Source organism: Flavihumibacter sp. UBA7668, from assembly GCF_002483205.1.
Lineage (GTDB): Bacteria > Bacteroidota > Bacteroidia > Chitinophagales > Chitinophagaceae > Flavihumibacter.
In genome coordinates, this window is record NZ_DLHM01000001.1 from 173,976 (window position 1) to 190,739 (window position 16,764).

A 16,764-nucleotide genomic window follows, 5' to 3' on the forward strand; every position below is an offset into this window, starting at 1 on the left:
TTTTACTTTTTTCCATTGATGACCGAATATCATGTATGTCCGTAATCATGGAATCCAGTTTATTCATGGTTTTTTTTGACTCTCCGCTCATTTTAGGCCAGAAGGTAAAGGCCATATTCAATACCAGCAAAGCGGTTGAAACGGCGAGTGCAGAAACTGTAAAAGAAAGTTGTCGTTTAAATCGCTGCTCATCGCGGGAAATAAAACCATGACTGCAAAACCGACGAAACTCATCCGTCGGAATGATATCTTTCCTACTGTATTTGCATAGCAGTGTAAGAGTTCGATCATCAATAATCGGATAAACGATTGCCTCATTAAGATCAAAATCTTTACGGCCAAATCGATACTGTTCTTCTGTTCTGGACGATATTCTGAACCCGTTACTCCAACATCGGTCAGTTTTTCATCCACCAGATCTCCGAAATAAAAATGAGCTGAACCAAAATTAACCAGCTGTTTACAAAATGCACGTTCACCGGAATTAAGTAATCGCATACGAATCAGGTATAACTAAATGTAGGTATTATTCAAGGTTCTGCGAACTCACTGCCACTCCAATTTTTGAATCGGCTGTTCCATAATACAGAAACCATTTGTTGTTAAACGGAACAAGTCCTTCTGCAAATACTACATGATTTACCTGACCACTGATTTCAAAAGGCTGATCAGGTCGGATAAACCAGGAATCTGATCGCTGTACAACTTCCATTGGGTTGTCAGCGTTCAGCAAAATCTGTCCCGCTGCGTAGGTACCACCCGGCAAACTGCTATCACCTTTTGCAGGATCATTCCGGCTATTGTAAATAAATAGAATGCCTTTGTTGGTCAATACCGCCGGCGGACCTGGTTCTACCAGATAGCTATCGAATTTGCCAGGCCTCGGCCCAAAGACCACTTTGAAGGTTTCATGCTTACGCAGCGTATCGTAGCTTCGTTTGGAAGGATCCGGCTCGGGAACTGGTTCCCAATCAATCAAATTATCGGATGTAGCCGCATAAATATTGGATTCGCCCCAATACATCCAATACTTTCCATTGATCCGAACAGCTATCAGTTTATCACCAGAACGTTTCGCAATTACAGAACCCGACTTCGACCAGATCTGAACATACTTACCACCTTCTGCTTTATTGAATACCGATCCGTGTTTGGTCCAGTTAATCAAATCCCTTGAACTGGCTACCATCAATCGGGCTGTTTGTCCATCATACGCAGTATAGGTCAATATATACCTTCCGGATGAATCTTCCACAATCCGCGGATCCTCACAACCTCCCTCCCATTCATATTGTTTGAACGCATCTTCCTGCGGAAACAAAACAGGTTCTTTCCTTTTGGTAAAATGCAGGCCATCCTCACTCTCCGCCAACCCAATCCGGGATGTTCCATTAAACTTTCCGATGGTATCTTCTGCTCTGTACAAGAGATAAACTTTACCATCTTTTACAACAGCAGCCGGATTGAATACATCCTTTCTTTCCCATTGGATTTGCTGCTTTCGGATCGGATCCGGAAAACTATCCAATCCGGGTACAAGGCAGGGATTTACGGAATCCGTTTTTACAAACCCCGTGAGCATCCAGGTAGTTATTTCCGATTGCTTTTCAGCTTCCCCGCATCCTAGCATAAAAACAATAAGTCCGGGCAAAAAAATGTTTCGAATCCTGATTCGCATAATGATGGAGATTATCCCCCTGAATTTACGGAATTGCAGGAGCTTTGTATTGTTTTGATGTGAGTCCGGTTACTTTTTTGAATTGATTACAAAGATGAGCTACGCTACTATAGTGAAGCAAATAGGCGATTTCTGTAAGATTCAAATCTCCATTGTTGAGTAATTGCTTTACCCGGTCAATCTTCTGGGTAATGATAAACTGTTCTATGGTGCTACCTTCGGAAGCAGAGAAAATTGTAGACAGATAGGTATAATTATAAGCAAGGGCTTTACTCAGATGAGCAGAATGTTTCAAACTAAGCGGTTCGCTGGAATCATCCACAAATGCTGTTATTAATAGCTTCACCTGGTCAACTAACAAAGCCTGTTTATTCAGTTGATCTAACGTCAAAATAAAAAAATTAAATCCCGCATTTTGCAGGTTCTTATAAGATACGAAATTTTTCTGACAACTACTGTTATATGTTTACGAATTGTGAAATCGAATGCATTAACCAGGTATTTAATACGGAATACTTGCAATCATGTAAGAAATAATCCACTGCTTGTGGTCACCTTTGTAATTCATCAGAACAGTATTTAGTCATGAAACAAATTATCTTAACTGCAAGCCTATTGGTTTTTACGCTCGTTTCCTTTGGGCAGGCGCAGGAAGGAAGTGTAGAATACAAAAGAAAATTGTATCCGGCGGCCGTAATTGAACTTCCTTATTCAGAATCAGTCATCAATGCAGCCATGAGCGATTTCCTTTCCAAAAAAGGAAAATCCAAAATATCCGATTTACGTGGTTTCACTACCTATAGAAATACCGATGAAATAGCAAAGGACAGCTCCAATGCAGATCTGTATTTTAAAGTAGAACGCAAAAGCAGACGGGAGAAAGACGTTGCAAGCATTTCTTTATTACTCATTTCACCTAACGACGACAGCTCCAAAGAAAATGTACATTACCTGAATATGGATCAGGCCAAAACCTATCTTAACGAACTATCCTTTACCATTGAATCTTACAGCCTGGAAAATTTGATTAAAGAACAGAATGATGAAATCATTAAGGCCGAAGCTAAACTTGTTGATATGGCAAGTGAAATAGCTGATCTGGAACAGAAAAAAATGTCGCTGGAACAAAAAATCATGGATTCTAAAAAAGACCAGGATAACCAGCAAAAAGAGCTGAAAAAGCTAAAGAAAACATTGGCCGAATCGGTAGCAAAGAGAACGTCCTAATCCTAGGATAAACAAAAAAAGCCCGGGGTAAAACCCGGGCTTTTTTATTGTTAGTATGATTATTCAGGCTTCACTCCAATAACCGGCAATGTTTTCTCCCGTATCAGCTGATTAAAGGCTGCAATCTGGACCGCTTTAATCTGTTCCAGTTTTTTGAATTCCACATCGCACTGGTTGGCCAGGTCAGCATAAACATCTTTTGCCTGTTTGCTTGGCGCCATATTTCCACTATTGGCCGCATCAAACACACCAGCTAACTTATCATTCAGGCGTATCGGAAAATTCAACACATCCTGAAAACTTTTCGCCTTGGTCTGATACAAATTCTCTTCTACTGCAGTCAGTTGTTTATTAATGGTATCGGCCTGCTGTTTTACATCCGCCGGAATTCCCTTACCCTGCCGACCTACAAAATCATTGAGCTGCGTTCTCAAACTCCTGATCTCCTGAATGGATTTCTGCACTTTATTGAAACTCCCCTGTACTTCCCGCAGAAAATTAAACTGCGCTTCATAATCAGCGGTTGAAATTTTATAATTGGGATCCGCTTTTACTATAAAAGGAACTTCAACAGAATCATTGCCCACTTTAACAGTTGCAGAATAATTTCCCGGCGCAGCCAGTATACTACCAGGTACCCCATTCCACAATATCATGCCATCAATCTTTTCTCCTTCCGGATATTGCAGATTCCAGGTCCATTGATTCATACCCTGATTCAATTCCAGTTTATCTGTTTTAGAATCAGTGGAAAATGTTTTAACCACGGCTTTGTTCTTATCCCGAATAGTAATCGAAGCCTTGGTTGAATCTACGGGAGCTGTTCCAACAAAATATTGAATCACCACGCCGGCAGGTGGATTTTTTCCTGCATTTACCGGCGTTGCACCGCGAAACCCGCCACCAGATCTTAGTCTCCAGGATTCATTCACCGGAAACACGTGCAGTGGTTTAGAAATGATGGAAGCATCATAGGACTGCACTACGGTCAAATCATCCAATACCCAGAAGGCCCTGCCCTGTGTAGCTACTATCAGATCATTGTCCTTGATTGTCAAATCTGTTATCGGCACTTCCGGCAAATTCAACTGAAATTTTTTCCAGTTCAATCCATCATCGTAACTGATATACATGCCATATTCCGTACCCGCATATAATAATCCATCCCGCTTTTTATCTGCGCGCATCACCCGCGTAAAATGAAGCGATTCAATTCCTTTGGTAATCAGTGTCCAGGTTTTTCCATAGTCGGATGTTTTATAAATATAGGGAGCAAAATCATCCAGCTTGTAGCGTGTTCCGGTAATGTATGCCACTCCTTTTTTTGTCGGATGTGTTTCAATTGCATTCCACATCATCCATTTAGGCGCAGCAGCCGGAGTTACATTCGCCCAATTCTTTCCGCCATCTTTACTTACATGTACCAGCCCATCATCAGAGCCTGCCCAAAGCAGATCCTTTTCCAAACCACTTTCAGCCGCCGTAAAAATGGTACAGTAATATTCAACGCTTGTATTGTCTTTGGTAATGGGACCGCCACTGGGTCCCTGTTTTGATTTATCATTTGTTGTTAAATCGGGTGATATCTGTTCCCAGCTGGCTCCTTCATTCTCGGTAACGAAAAGTGCATTCCCTGCACAATACAATCGCTTCGGATTATGGGGTGAAAAGAAAATCGGGAAATTCCATTGGAAGCGAAATTTCAACACATCTGCTCCAGCACCCATTGGGTTATCCGGCCAAACTGTAATGGCTCTGTTCTCTCCGGTTTTATGATCCAGCCGCGATAAATACCCGCCATAATTACCACCATACACAATATCGGGATTCAGGGGATCTGCCACTACATAACCACTTTCTGCACCGGCTGTTTCTTCCCAGTCACGGTCAGAAATAACCGAACCATAACTGCGGTGTTTGATCCGAATGGTTGAATTATCCTGTTGCGCACCTAAGATCCGATAAGGAAAACTATTATCGGTACTTACCCGATAAATTTGTGCAGTTGGCTGATTCATATAACTGCTCCAACTGTTTCCTCCATCATAACTTACCTGTCCGCCGCCATCATCTGCCACAATCATCCGGTTGGGATCATTGGGATCTATCCATAAATCGTGGTGATCACTGTGGGGTGTGCGAATTCCCTGAAATGTTTTACCTCCATCTCTGCTGCGCATAAAGCCGACATTGGGCGCATACACAACATTTTCATTTTTTGGATCGATAAACACTTTGGTATAATACCAGGCTCTCTGACGAATATTGTTATCACTGCTGGTCAGGGTCCAGCTTTTCCCTGCATCCGAACTGGTGTAGAGTCCGCCTTTTTCATTTTCAATCAATGCCACTACTTTATCCGGGTTGGAGGGTGCAATGGCAACGCCCACAATACCCCATACGCCCTTAGGTAATCCTTTGGAAGCAGTGATATTGGTCCAGCTTTCGCCACCATCTACCGACTTCCATAATCCACTGCCCTCGCCTCCACTTTCCAAACTATAGGGTGTGCGAAGTATACGCCAGGTGCCTGCAAATAAGATGGATGGATTGGTGGGATCCATTACCAGATCACTGACGCCTGTTTGCGTATTGACAAATAAGGTACGTTTCCATGTTTTACCACCATCCGTTGATTTATACACCCCGCGTTCTTCATTGGGTCCGAATAAATGTCCAATTACTCCCGCCCATACGATATCCGGATTTTTCGGATGTACGAGAAGGCGGATAATATGCCGGCCATCTTTCAACCCGAGATTCTTCCAGGTACGTCCTCCATCATCTGTACGCCAGATGCCGCCCAATCCTTCGGCCACATTTCCTCTTAATGTATTCTCCCCCTCTCCTACATACATAATCTGTTCATCACTTGGTGCAATAGCAATTGCTCCAATATTCGCGATGTTGTATTTATCAGAAATATTCGTCCAGTTATTTCCACCATCTGTTGTTTTCCATAAACCTCCTCCGGTAGCTCCCATAAAAAAGACCTGCCGATTGCTGAATGAACCAGCTACAGCAGCCGATCTTCCTCCCCGCCAGGGTCCAACCAACCGGTATTGTGTAGTCGAAAATAGCAGTGAATCCGTATTGGGGATTTTCGTCGCTACGGTTGTTTTTTTTCGTTGGGCCTGTACCAATAGAGCAGGCAATAAACAGGCTACTAACAGAAATTTTCTCATACTACAAAATACGTAAAAAAATGGCCGGTCAGCTTTCGCTAACCAGCCATTTATACCTGAAAACAAAAAAACTATTTGCCTGTTGGATCCGTTAATACAGGAGGTTTAATACCCTCTTTGGCCATTGCCTGTTTTACTTTTTCTGCATATTGCCTATTAATTGCCAGATGTTTTGCTTTGGCAGTTGCAATTTCACCCTGCAATACCTTGATCCGCTCCAATTGTAAATTACTTGGTCTGGCTTCATTGGTACTGATGGTTATATAGAGTTCCGTTAAGCGCTCTCTCAATTGCTCTTCATCTGCAAAAATGCTGGTTTGTTTGGTTGCAAGTAGTCCGCCTCTCAATTCTTCCAGTGAATTATTGTAAGTCTTCAGCAATTTCTTCACTTTTTCATTCTTTATTTTATCACCGTTTTCCTTCAGCAATTTCTGTTCTCCATTCACTTCTTCAATCAGTGCATTCAGCTCCTTCTGCATCCCAAACAGTTCCATGGAAGAGGCATGTTGTGCCAGACGATCCTCTTTACTATACGTAGTATTGGATTCATCATGCACCATCACCAGTGGTTGTGTATATTCTTCTTTACCAACCTTTAATTTGAGCGTATATGTACCAGGTAAAACCTGAGGCGCAACCATTCCACCCCGATCCATTTTTGTTCCGCCTGCCACAGACTTATTGGGCGTCATGCGCTGATTCCAATACACTTTGTTTACTCCTTTCCGTTTGGAACCGGGAACAGATTGAACAAGCTGTCCTTTCTCATCATAGATTTCCAGTTTTACATCACCCGTCATGATTCGGTCTTTCAGGTAATACTGAATAGGTGGGATCCCCGCCGGATTTCCGGCAGACCAGCCACCGGTTGGAGGAAATCCTCCGTTTCCAAACTGTCCGTCCCTGATGGGTTGAGGATCCTGCGCAAAAATATGGACCGCTTTATTGGCAATTTCTCCTGCCAGATCACGCATTGGACGAATATCATCCACCACAATAATGCCTCTGCCATGGGTTCCCAATAAAAGATCATGGGTTTTTGGATGTATGGCAATATCCCGCACCAGTGCATATTCAGGAATCCGGTTTTTCATCCGGAACCACTCTCGTCCACCAGTAACCGAAGCGAACATGCCCATTTCGGTTCCGGCGAAAAGCAGGTCTTTATTAACCAGATCCTCCTTGATTTTATGTGCGAATCCGGTGAATTCATCGCTCTTGAACAGGGTCCAGGTTTTTCCCATATCAGCTGATTTTGCCAGATAGGTTTTATGATCGCCATACATATGATTATCAAAGCTGGCATACACTACCTGTTTATCAAAGCGCGATGGCTCCACACTGCTCACCCATGTCTGCGCAGGAATTCCGGCAGCTGCAATATTGGCGGACACATTGGTCCAGTTTTTTCCAGCATCTGTTGTGTATTGCAGGTTTCCGTCATCCGTTCCAACCCAGATCATATTTTCATCTAACGGAGATTCCGTAATTGTAAAAATCGTGGTATGGTTTTCAGCTGATGTATTATCTGCACTTAATCCACCACTGTTTTCCTGCTCCTGTTTTTTTCGGTCATTGGTGGTGAGATCCGGAGAAATGCGGGTCCAGTTTGTGCCTTTATCGGTACTCTTAAACAGGTATTGCGCGCCGGTATAAAGGTTACGCGGATTTTTCAATCCAACATGAATGGGCGTATTCCAGTTCCAGCGAAGTTTTCCGTCTGCTGCACCTGCCTGTGGTTTAATGGAAACGGATTTCAGGGTACGAAGATCCACCCGCGACATATTCCCGCCCTGGTATTCTGCATATACCAGATTAGGATCTGTGAGATCAGGAACAGTCCAGAAACCATCACCCCCATAAAGTGCTGTCCAGTCCCCATTGTTTACACCATTCGGTTTGGCCGATGGCGCATACCAGGATCCATTGTCCTGCAAACCACCATAAATATTGTACGGTTCTTTGTTATCTACTGCTACATGATAGAATTGTCCCACTGGCAAATTCGACACAAAAATCCAGGTAACACCTCTATCCAGACTAATATATACGCCGCCATCTGTACCTAAATACAGCTGGTTGGTATTATTGGGATTGATCCATAAGGCATGATGATCAGAATGTACCCATCCGCCTTCATTGGACGCTTCTGCAAAGGAATAACCGCCATCATCGGAATATGAAAAAGAAAATGCCGGACGATAAACCCGCTTCGGATCTTTCGGATCAATTACCAGGGTGCTGAAATAAAATGGACGCGAAACCACATTAAGGGTAGCACTTTGTTCTTTCCAGTTCTCACCACCATCTTTGGAGATATACATTTTGGTATCCTTGGCTTCCACAATGGCGATTAAATTTTCCGGCGCGCTTGGAGCCAGTGCCAATGCAGTACGTCCGAATGGTTTGGGTGGCAATCCGTTCGTCAGTTCTTTCCAGGTCTTTCCACCATCGATCGATTTGTATATACCGGACCCCTTTCCCCCTGAATTAAAAAGATAAGGTAGTCTGCGGAATTCCCAGGTGGTGGCATACACAATATTTGGATTGGATGGATCCAGACTAACATCTGCACATCCTGCTTTATCAGAAATATAAAGGGCTTTTTCCCAGGTCTTGCCACCGTCTGTTGATTTATACAACCCTCGGTGTTCACTGTCATTCCACAATGGTCCGGGTGCGGCAACAAATACCGTATTGGAATTGGTTGGATCAATCACAATCTTGGAAATATGTTCCGTACTATCCAATCCGATTTTAGTCCAGTTATCGCCGGCATCGGTTGATTTATACAGGCCATTACCTATGGATACGGAGTTCCGCATATTGCTTTCTCCGGTACCGGCATATAGTACAGAGGGCTTTGACTGATCAATTGCCATCGCACCAATGCTTTGACAGTAGCGGTCAAAGATTGGCTTGAAGGATGCACCTGCATTGGTGGTTTTCCAGATACCGCCACCAGCCGTTCCTATATAGATTGTTTTACCATCTTTATTAACTCCTTCAATGGACGTGATACGTCCGCTCATGGTACCCGGACCAAGCCATCTGGCTTCCAGCATACCGAAGGTGGAGGAATTGACACCTGACTGAGAGAAGGATACTAACGAGGATACACATCCGAAAACCAGGATGGAAATTTTTTTCATTTGCGTTTGTTTTGGTCAGGAAAGAAAAAGCCCGGCAGAACCGGGCTTTTAATGTGTTGTTTTATTTAGCCGGCTGAAACAGGTCGTTCGAAACCTCTTTATTGATGGTAACTTTTGTCAGTACCATGTCTGCATTCATGCCTGGTCCGAGTGGAACACTGATGGTCATCGGTACAGAAATTCCTTCAGGTAATTTCTGGTAATTGCTGTATCCGGTTGTCATTTCCAGTTCCTGTCCGTTTACATCCTGTTTGGCAGTTGATTTAATCAGCAGGTAGCTTGCCGGATCAATGAAATAAGTAGTTACTTTTCCGCCTTTCAAACTCAGTTTCAGTTTGTGGCATTCCGTACCTTCCACATCTTCCTTACCAAGGTATTCAATGGTGTGACCTTTTTCTTTGTAATCAACCAGTGCGCCCTGGGTATCAAGTTCATCGGCACCTTTTTTCACCATTTCTTCGGTCATTGGTTCAACATTCTGTTGACCCTGTACCGGCATGAACATCCAACCGGCAGTTGGCGTCATGATGATATAATTCTGTTGCCCCATGATGGTAAGATCCTGGCGACTTCCGGTATTATGAACCGCAGTAGTGGTAACAGCAATATCAATTCCCTGGAAAGCCATGCTACCTTCCATGATCACTGATTTTACTTTCTTCCAGTTCTCTTTTCCGCCAATTGCTTCAATATGTTTATTGGCCACTTCATCCGCTGTTTGAGAAAAGCCCGTGATGGTACCTAATAAAGAAGCCCCTAAAAATGCAAGTTTCAATGCTTTCATGTGTAACTGTTTAATGTGTAGTTGGTATTTAATTGAGTGGTTATTCTGGTTTATATAACTTGGGATCGACCGCTTTGTTCACTTCGATCTTTTCATAGATGGTTTCGCCACCCATTCCGTTGCGTTTGATGGAAAAAGGAAAAATAAATCCTTCAGGAGTTGTTTTATAGTCTCCAAAATCGCTGATTACTTCCTGTGGCTGACCACCCTGGTTAGCTCCCTGGCGCCTTTGTCCGCCGCCAAACAAACCGCCGCCTTTTCTTACCTCCCGTACCGGAAGATAGGTGGCCGCATCCAGATAATAGGTTATTTCAGTGCCGTTTTTCTGGGTCAGTTTTAGTTTATATGTTTCTTTATCATTGATTGTTTCCTTTCCTTCCAATACTACCTGATGTCCTTTGGCTGCATAATTATACAGCGGACCAATCAGGTCCAGTTCACCCTGGGCTGCTTTGTACCGGTCCTCCTGCATAGCTTCAAACTTGCCCCCATTTCTCGGATTGGAGATCCAGCCTCCCTGATCGGTTACCAATACTGCAAAGGAGCCCATTCCAAAATTGATTTCCGACCGCATCAGTTTCTGATCCACTTTCGTCATTTTGGAGGTGATTTCATTTCCATTTCCGGCAATGGATACTCCTTCCATGTAAACGGATTGAAGTGTTTGCAGTTTTTCTTTCCCACCCAATGCCTTTTCATAACCTGCAAGTACGTCATCGGCTGTTTGGGCCTGAACTGTGATCAGCCCAAAAACAAGACAGGTAAGCAGTGTAAAAGCAGTTCCTTTCAACATGGTGCTAATTTGAGTCAAATTTAACCGGTATTTCTTCTATTAGTATCCCGATCATCCAATTCATTACAGGTAAACCCGGGTTTTTTATCTTTTTTGTGGTTCTTGGGTATATTGCGATCCTAAGCCAGCAATATGGAAAAGATCCTTCAGGGGAATCTGGTGGATATTCCCAACCGAACCATTTATTTTGCCGAATTACATCTTGATGGCCCGCGTATTCGCGAAATCCGCTCCCTTTCCGAAAACCCCAATACTGCAGCCCCTTATATATGTCCGGGTTTTGTGGATGCCCATGTTCATATTGAAAGCTCTCTGCTGGTGCCTTCCGAGTTTGCCCGATTGGCCGTTGCGCATGGAACTGTTGCAACGATTTCTGATCCGCATGAAATTGCCAATGTATGTGGTGCGGAGGGCGTGAATTTCATGATCAATAATGGCAGCCAGGTTCCGTTTAAGTTTCATTTTGGTGCGCCGAGCTGTGTACCTGCTACCGGTTTTGAAACGGCGGGAGCTGTGCTGGATGCCATCGCGGTACGCAACTTATTGGAACGGGATGATATTTATTACCTGAGCGAAATGATGAATTTCCCCGGCGTGCTAAAGGGGGATCCGGAAGTAATGGCAAAAATTGTTGCGGCGCAGGAATTGGGTAAACCCATCGATGGACATGCACCTGGGTTAAGGGCAGAACAGGCCGCTCATTATATCGCAGCGGGCATCAGCACAGATCATGAGTGTGTCAGTTATGAAGAGGGCCTCGATAAATTGCAGCAGGGAATGAAAATTCTTATTCGCGAAGGAAGTGCTGCTAAAAACTTTGACGCGCTGATCGAACTGCTGAGAAGCCATCCCGATAAAATAATGTTCTGCAGTGATGATAAACATCCGGACAGCCTGCTGGTGGGACATATCAACCAGCTTTGTGCACGTGCCCTTGATTATGAACTCGACTTGTTTGATGTACTGAAAGCCGCTTGTATCAATCCGGTTGAACATTATAAAATGGAGGTGGGACAGTTGCGTGCCGGCGACTGGGCTGATTTTATCCTGCTGCGCGATCTCAATCAGTTTGACGTGGTATCTACCTGGATCAATGGGGAATGTGTTTACTCGGATGGTCTGAGTCATATTCAGTCTGTTCCTATTAAGCCGATTAATCAGTTCAATTGTTCGGAGATCAGTTTGAATGATCTGCGGATGGATGCCAATAGACCGCTGCTTCCCGCAATAATTGCCTATGATGGCCAATTGATTACCGGAACCAAAGAGATTGCAGCAATTGATTTAATTCGAAGAGATGGTGCTTTTCACAGTAATCCTGCTGGCGATTGTCTGAAAATTGCTGTAGTGAACAGGTATCATAAAGCACCGGTTGCAACCGCTTTTATTTGTGGGATGGGTTTGAAAACCGGGGCGATAGCATCTTCTGTGGCACATGATTCACATAATATTATCGCCGTTGGTGCGGATGATGAATCCCTGCTGGAAGCGATTAACCTCGTGATCCGTGAGCAGGGCGGATTGAGTTGTGTTACGCCTGCAGCATCTGCCGTTTTGCCTTTACCGGTAGCCGGACTCATGAGTGCTGACGATGGCTACGAAATTGCTGCCTCCTATACCCAGTTGGATACGCTTGCTAAATCCCTCGGCAGTTCTCTGAGTGCACCCTTTATGACCCTATCTTTCATGGCCTTGCTGGTCATCCCCGCCCTCAAACTCTCTGACCGCGGCCTCTTTGACGGCACCCGCTTCCGCTTCCTCTGATTTTTTCCACCGGTCGGGTGCCACCCGACCGGTGGCACCCGGCGGGTGAAATTGTTCACCGATCAAAAGGCGGGCTTTACCGAGAAGCAGGGGGAAGTGACGGAAATCTGCTTGCCTGCCGAACCCGTCCGATGTAGTTTTATTTTAAATCTGAAAGCAATGAACGCATATAGAAGAAACCGGGGACGCGGACCCTGTGGAGGAAATAAGGAAAGCCGTTACATTTTCGGTATCATGCTGGTGGTGGTTGGTGGTTTGTTATTTGCAAGCAAGGCAGGTGTACTAATTCCGCATTGGATCTTTTCCTGGCCGATGATTCTGATAGCAGTGGGTGTAGCCATTGGTGTGAGTCATAAATTCAAAGGAACCGGCTGGCTCTGGCCCATTGCCATCGGCGGATTCTTTCTTGCCGATAAAGCCTTCCCACAATTTTTTCCAAAGGAATTTTTCTGGCCGGCCTTTATGGTACTGGCGGGTCTCATCCTGATTTTCCGTCCGCGAAACATGGATGCGAACTGGAGAATGGGTAGTAGTAACACTACTATATCCGGAACAGAAACAAGTGCCGGCACAGGAGAAGAGCGCCTGAATGAATCCAGCGTTTTTGGTAACATCCGAAAAATACTTATATCCAAAAATTTCAGAGGAGGCGAAGTTTCCACCGTATTCGGAAGTGCTGAAATCAATCTGCTGCAGGCTGATTTTGACAACCCGCCCAAACTGGAACTGAATGCAGTGTTCGGAAGTATTCGACTAATTGTACCATCGCACTGGCAATTGAAAATGGAAAATAATGCTGTATTGGGCGGTGTGGAAGACAAACGCCCGCAGCACAGTATTTATTCCGATAAAATTATGTACCTGGAAGCCAATGCAGTTTTCGGAGGAATCCAGATCACTACTGTTTAAGACAACCAACCAAAACCTATTCTTATGTCTTATTATCTGGCTAAACTATGTTACGAAATAATCTGTGGCGATGGCAGTCATACGCCGCAGTTCGAAGAACAGATTCGGTTACTAGAATCCGTTAGCAGGCAGGAAGCATTAAATGCAGCAAAGGAAATCGGGTATCAGGAATTACTGGTATGGCAGTACGGAAATAATACCCGCGTGGAATGGAAATTCCTGGGCATTACCGAACTCATCCGATTACCTGCGCTGGCACATGGAGCGGAACTGTACCAATCCCATCGTGAAATTGAATACGCCGATGGCTATCGGAATTTTGTGAAAGACAAAACCAATCAACTTCAACAGCACCCGGAACATGCCATCGATTCCATTTAACAACCGATCCTTACTGGTACTAAGCAGTATCTTTATTTACCTGATCTGGCAGATTAATTTTTTTGCCCTGCTCAGCAATGGATACTCGTTTTATATAAGTATAACCGAATCGCTGCTGAGTTCAATCTTATTGGCATTTGTAACAGTAACCCTTAAACGCATTTTTAAGTACTACACACCGAATGCAACCGGATTTTGGGTGGCAATTACCCTAACGGCAGGTTTTTCAACGCTTCTACCTGTTGCTGCCAAATTAATGCTGGAATCGATGATTCAGGATAATCCGGAATATCTCAGCATGCTGAATACCACCATGCAGATCCGGATTGGATTTTCCATGATAACGGTCACCAGTATCCTTGTATTGATTTTACTCTTCAATATGTTGCAAAAATCAGAGGCGGAAAAAAAACACCGCAATGAAATCCAGCAATTGGCAACCGAAGCAGAGCTTTTCAAATTACGGCAACAATTACAACCTCATTTTTTATTCAATAGTCTGAATTCCATCAACGCACTGATCGGAATACGGCCACAGGAAGCGCGTAACATGACGGAGCAACTGGCTTCCTTCCTGCGGGGAACCATTCATCAGAAAGAAAATAAACTGGTTGCATTAAAAGAGGAATTGGATCAGATCAACCGTTATCTGCAAATTGAAAAACTCCGCTTTGGGCATCGTTTGCAGGTAAAAATTCAGGCCAGTGAAGAAGATTACCAGGCGCTGATTCCGCCATTGCTCTTACAACCACTTGTTGAAAATGCCATCAAATTCGGTCTCTATGAAACTACAGAAGAAGTTGATATTGAATTAACAACCCTTCTAAAAGACAAACATTTATATATCACAGTCAGCAACCCTTTTGACCCCGAAACGCCCGCCAGAAAAACCGGCACGGGATTCGGATTAAGCTCCGTACAACGCAGGCTCTACCTGCTTTTCGGACGGTCCGATCTGCTTCAGGTAAAACAGGATAAAAACATTTTTATAACCACTGTAACCATTCCACAATTGTATGCTGAAAGTTCTGATAATTGATGATGAACCACTGGCCTGTATGCTGGTGCAGGAATATCTTGCCGACTTCCCGCAGATGCAGGTAGTGGGTGTATGCCATGATGGTTTCAGCGGTTTGAAAGCCATCCAGCAATTGGAACCGGATCTGCTCTTCCTTGATATCCAGATGCCCAAAATTAATGGTTTTGAATTGCTTGAATTATTGGATCATCAACCCGCCGTAATTTTCACCACCGCTTTTGATGAATATGCGATGAAAGCCTTTGATCAGCATGCAGTAGATTATTTGCTTAAACCTTATAGCCAGGAGCGATTTCAAAAAGCGGTTAAAAAATACCTGCTCCAGCAAACTGCTGTCAATACCGAAGAGCTGCTGACAAGTGCCAGCCAGTCGCCACAACAACAGGACCGGATTGTAATCAAGGAGCATTCCACTATCCGCATCATTCCGGTAAACCAGGTTCATTATATTGAAGCAGCCGATGATTATATAAAAATTGTAACCGCAGACGGTCACTGGCTTAAGAATAAAACGATGGCAGCCATGGAGAAACAATTACCAGATCAACAATTTATTCGGATTCACCGCTCCTATCTGGTTAATGTGCAGGAAATTTCCAAACTTCATCCGATGGAAAAAGAAAGTTATGTAGCTGTTTTAAAAAATAACAAACAGTTACCGGTGAGCAAAAGCGGCTACCAGAAATTAAAGGAAAAACTGGGTATTTAAGCTTCATTTCCCAGCCACAAAGCACCGCCAATACTATTGCGACTGGCTCCGGTAACAGAGGAAAGTACTGTATATTCTTCCCTCCAGCGCAATACACCTAGCAGGGCCATGATAACTGCTTCCTTGTATTCTATCAACAGCCGGTCAGGAACTGCTACGTTAATGCCCAATGGCGCCAATTGCTGACGGAGGCATTCAATAAGAAATCCGTTCAATGCTCCGCCACCGGTTACCAGTAATTCTTTACCGGCAGGATCAATGCTTTCTTTTTCTGCCACCCCGGCAAGATCCACTGCTATCTGAGCAGCAATATGCTGAACATAGGTATGCAATGCATCTGCTGTGGACAATCCCGCCGCTTTAATCAGCGGATACACTTCATCTGTTCCAAATGAATTTGCCAGTGATTTTGGATAGGCCTGTTTATAATAATCGAATTGACGGAGTTTTTCCAAAAGGGTGGTATTGATGGAACCTGATGCCGCCATCGCGCCATTTTCATCATAAACCAATCCTGCATCCGCTGCCAGCATATTCAATACACGGTTAGCAGCGCAGGAATCAAAAGCAATAAACCGGTCCTCCACCCGTACCGATAAATTGGCAATTCCACCCAGGTTCAGCAGCAACGCATACTCACCCAGCAATAATTTTTCACCGATGGGAACAATGGGGGCTCCCTGCCCGCCGAATGCAATATCCATTGCCCGCAAATCACTGATAACCGGTAGTCGGGTTTCCGCTGCAATAGCGGCCCCATCTCCCAGTTGGGCAGTCATACCGGAAGCGGGCATATGAAAGCTGGTATGTCCGTGTGAAGCAATCATATGCACTTTGTGTTCCAGGCCATATTCTGTCACAAACCGGTTCACCAATTGACCGGTCAAATGTCCATACGAGGCGTGTAACAACAGGTAATCAGCAGCAGAAAGGCTGGTGCAATTCCGCAATTTTTCTTCCCATTCAGCCGAATAGGGGTAGGTAACGGCCTGTTGCACTTCCATCGACCATTTTCCTCCGGTAGCATGAAACTGTACAAAAGCGATATCCAGTCCGTCCAGTGAACTTCCACTCATCAATCCGATAACATTATAGACCATTCTCAAAAAAGTTTTTGATTTACCCCCCAGCCCTTTAGATTTG

General features: G+C 44.2%; 14 protein-coding genes. 6 read left to right on the forward strand and 8 right to left on the reverse strand.

Annotated elements, in window-relative coordinates; translation table 11 throughout:
* Positions 1-117: 117 nt before the first annotated feature.
* Genes B2746_RS00830 through B2746_RS00840 form a run of 3 tightly spaced genes read right to left on the reverse strand, consistent with a single transcriptional unit; the run spans position 118 to position 2,069 of the window.
* On the reverse strand, positions 118-498 hold the full coding sequence (locus B2746_RS00830) for a hypothetical protein (RefSeq protein ID WP_290789850.1): 381 nt from the start codon (positions 496-498) through the stop codon (positions 118-120).
* Between the two features lie 28 nt (positions 499-526).
* Entirely contained in the window at positions 527-1,678 is a 1,152-nt protein-coding gene (locus tag B2746_RS00835) for a glycoside hydrolase family 130 protein (RefSeq protein WP_290789852.1), read from the reverse strand.
* A 25-nt stretch (positions 1,679-1,703) separates the two neighbouring features.
* Positions 1,704-2,069 (reverse strand): helix-turn-helix domain-containing protein, encoded by a 366-nt coding sequence (locus tag B2746_RS00840; protein WP_290789854.1) that lies wholly within the window; start codon positions 2,067-2,069, stop codon positions 1,704-1,706.
* 194 nt (positions 2,070-2,263) lie between these two features.
* On the opposite strand from B2746_RS00840, the gene B2746_RS00845 reads away from it, so the two are divergent.
* Positions 2,264-2,905, forward strand: coding sequence for a hypothetical protein (locus B2746_RS00845; RefSeq protein ID WP_290789856.1), 642 nt, complete (start codon positions 2,264-2,266; stop codon positions 2,903-2,905).
* 59 nt (positions 2,906-2,964) lie between these two features.
* Here B2746_RS00845 and B2746_RS00850 read toward each other — a convergent pair whose 3' ends face one another.
* The 4 genes from B2746_RS00850 to B2746_RS00865 all read right to left on the reverse strand — a co-directional run bounded on the left by B2746_RS00850 (position 2,965) and on the right by B2746_RS00865 (position 10,819).
* Positions 2,965-6,090 carry a WD40/YVTN/BNR-like repeat-containing protein gene (locus B2746_RS00850; protein WP_290789858.1) on the reverse strand — a complete coding sequence of 1,042 codons (3,126 nt, stop codon included), beginning with the start codon at positions 6,088-6,090 and terminating at the stop codon, positions 2,965-2,967.
* A 71-nt stretch (positions 6,091-6,161) separates the two neighbouring features.
* Positions 6,162-9,242, reverse strand: a complete 3,081-nt coding sequence (locus B2746_RS00855) for a VPS10 domain-containing protein (protein WP_290789860.1) — start codon at positions 9,240-9,242, stop codon at positions 6,162-6,164.
* A gap of 61 nt (positions 9,243-9,303) precedes the next feature.
* Positions 9,304-10,026, reverse strand: a complete 723-nt coding sequence (locus B2746_RS00860) for a hypothetical protein (protein ID WP_290789862.1) — start codon at positions 10,024-10,026, stop codon at positions 9,304-9,306.
* A gap of 40 nt (positions 10,027-10,066) precedes the next feature.
* Positions 10,067-10,819 (reverse strand): hypothetical protein, encoded by a 753-nt coding sequence (locus B2746_RS00865; protein WP_290789864.1) that lies wholly within the window; start codon positions 10,817-10,819, stop codon positions 10,067-10,069.
* Positions 10,820-10,951: 132 nt separating this feature from the next.
* Here B2746_RS00865 and ade point away from each other — a divergent pair, with 132 nt between their 5' ends.
* From ade to B2746_RS00890, 5 genes are all read left to right on the forward strand, one after another.
* The gene (gene ade, locus B2746_RS00870; protein WP_290789866.1) at positions 10,952-12,583 is read left to right on the forward strand and encodes an adenine deaminase; all 1,632 of its coding nucleotides are present in this window, start codon (positions 10,952-10,954) and stop codon (positions 12,581-12,583) included.
* Between the two features lie 159 nt (positions 12,584-12,742).
* The gene (locus B2746_RS00875; RefSeq protein ID WP_290789869.1) at positions 12,743-13,492 is read left to right on the forward strand and encodes a LiaF transmembrane domain-containing protein; all 750 of its coding nucleotides are present in this window, start codon (positions 12,743-12,745) and stop codon (positions 13,490-13,492) included.
* Positions 13,493-13,516: 24 nt separating this feature from the next.
* Positions 13,517-13,873, forward strand: coding sequence for a DUF4288 domain-containing protein (locus tag B2746_RS00880; protein WP_290789871.1), 357 nt, complete (start codon positions 13,517-13,519; stop codon positions 13,871-13,873).
* On the forward strand, positions 13,854-14,912 hold the full coding sequence (locus tag B2746_RS00885; protein WP_290789873.1) for a sensor histidine kinase: 1,059 nt from the start codon (positions 13,854-13,856) through the stop codon (positions 14,910-14,912). Before B2746_RS00880 ends, B2746_RS00885 begins: the two co-directional genes overlap by 20 nt.
* Positions 14,890-15,621 (forward strand): LytR/AlgR family response regulator transcription factor, encoded by a 732-nt coding sequence (locus B2746_RS00890; RefSeq protein ID WP_290789875.1) that lies wholly within the window; start codon positions 14,890-14,892, stop codon positions 15,619-15,621. The genes B2746_RS00885 and B2746_RS00890 overlap by 23 nt, the downstream gene beginning before the upstream one ends.
* Here B2746_RS00890 and B2746_RS00895 read toward each other — a convergent pair.
* Positions 15,618-16,721, reverse strand: a complete 1,104-nt coding sequence (locus B2746_RS00895) for an anhydro-N-acetylmuramic acid kinase (protein ID WP_290789877.1) — start codon at positions 16,719-16,721, stop codon at positions 15,618-15,620. The two genes, B2746_RS00890 and B2746_RS00895, sit on opposite strands and share 4 nt — an antisense overlap.
* Positions 16,722-16,764 lie beyond the last annotated feature (43 nt).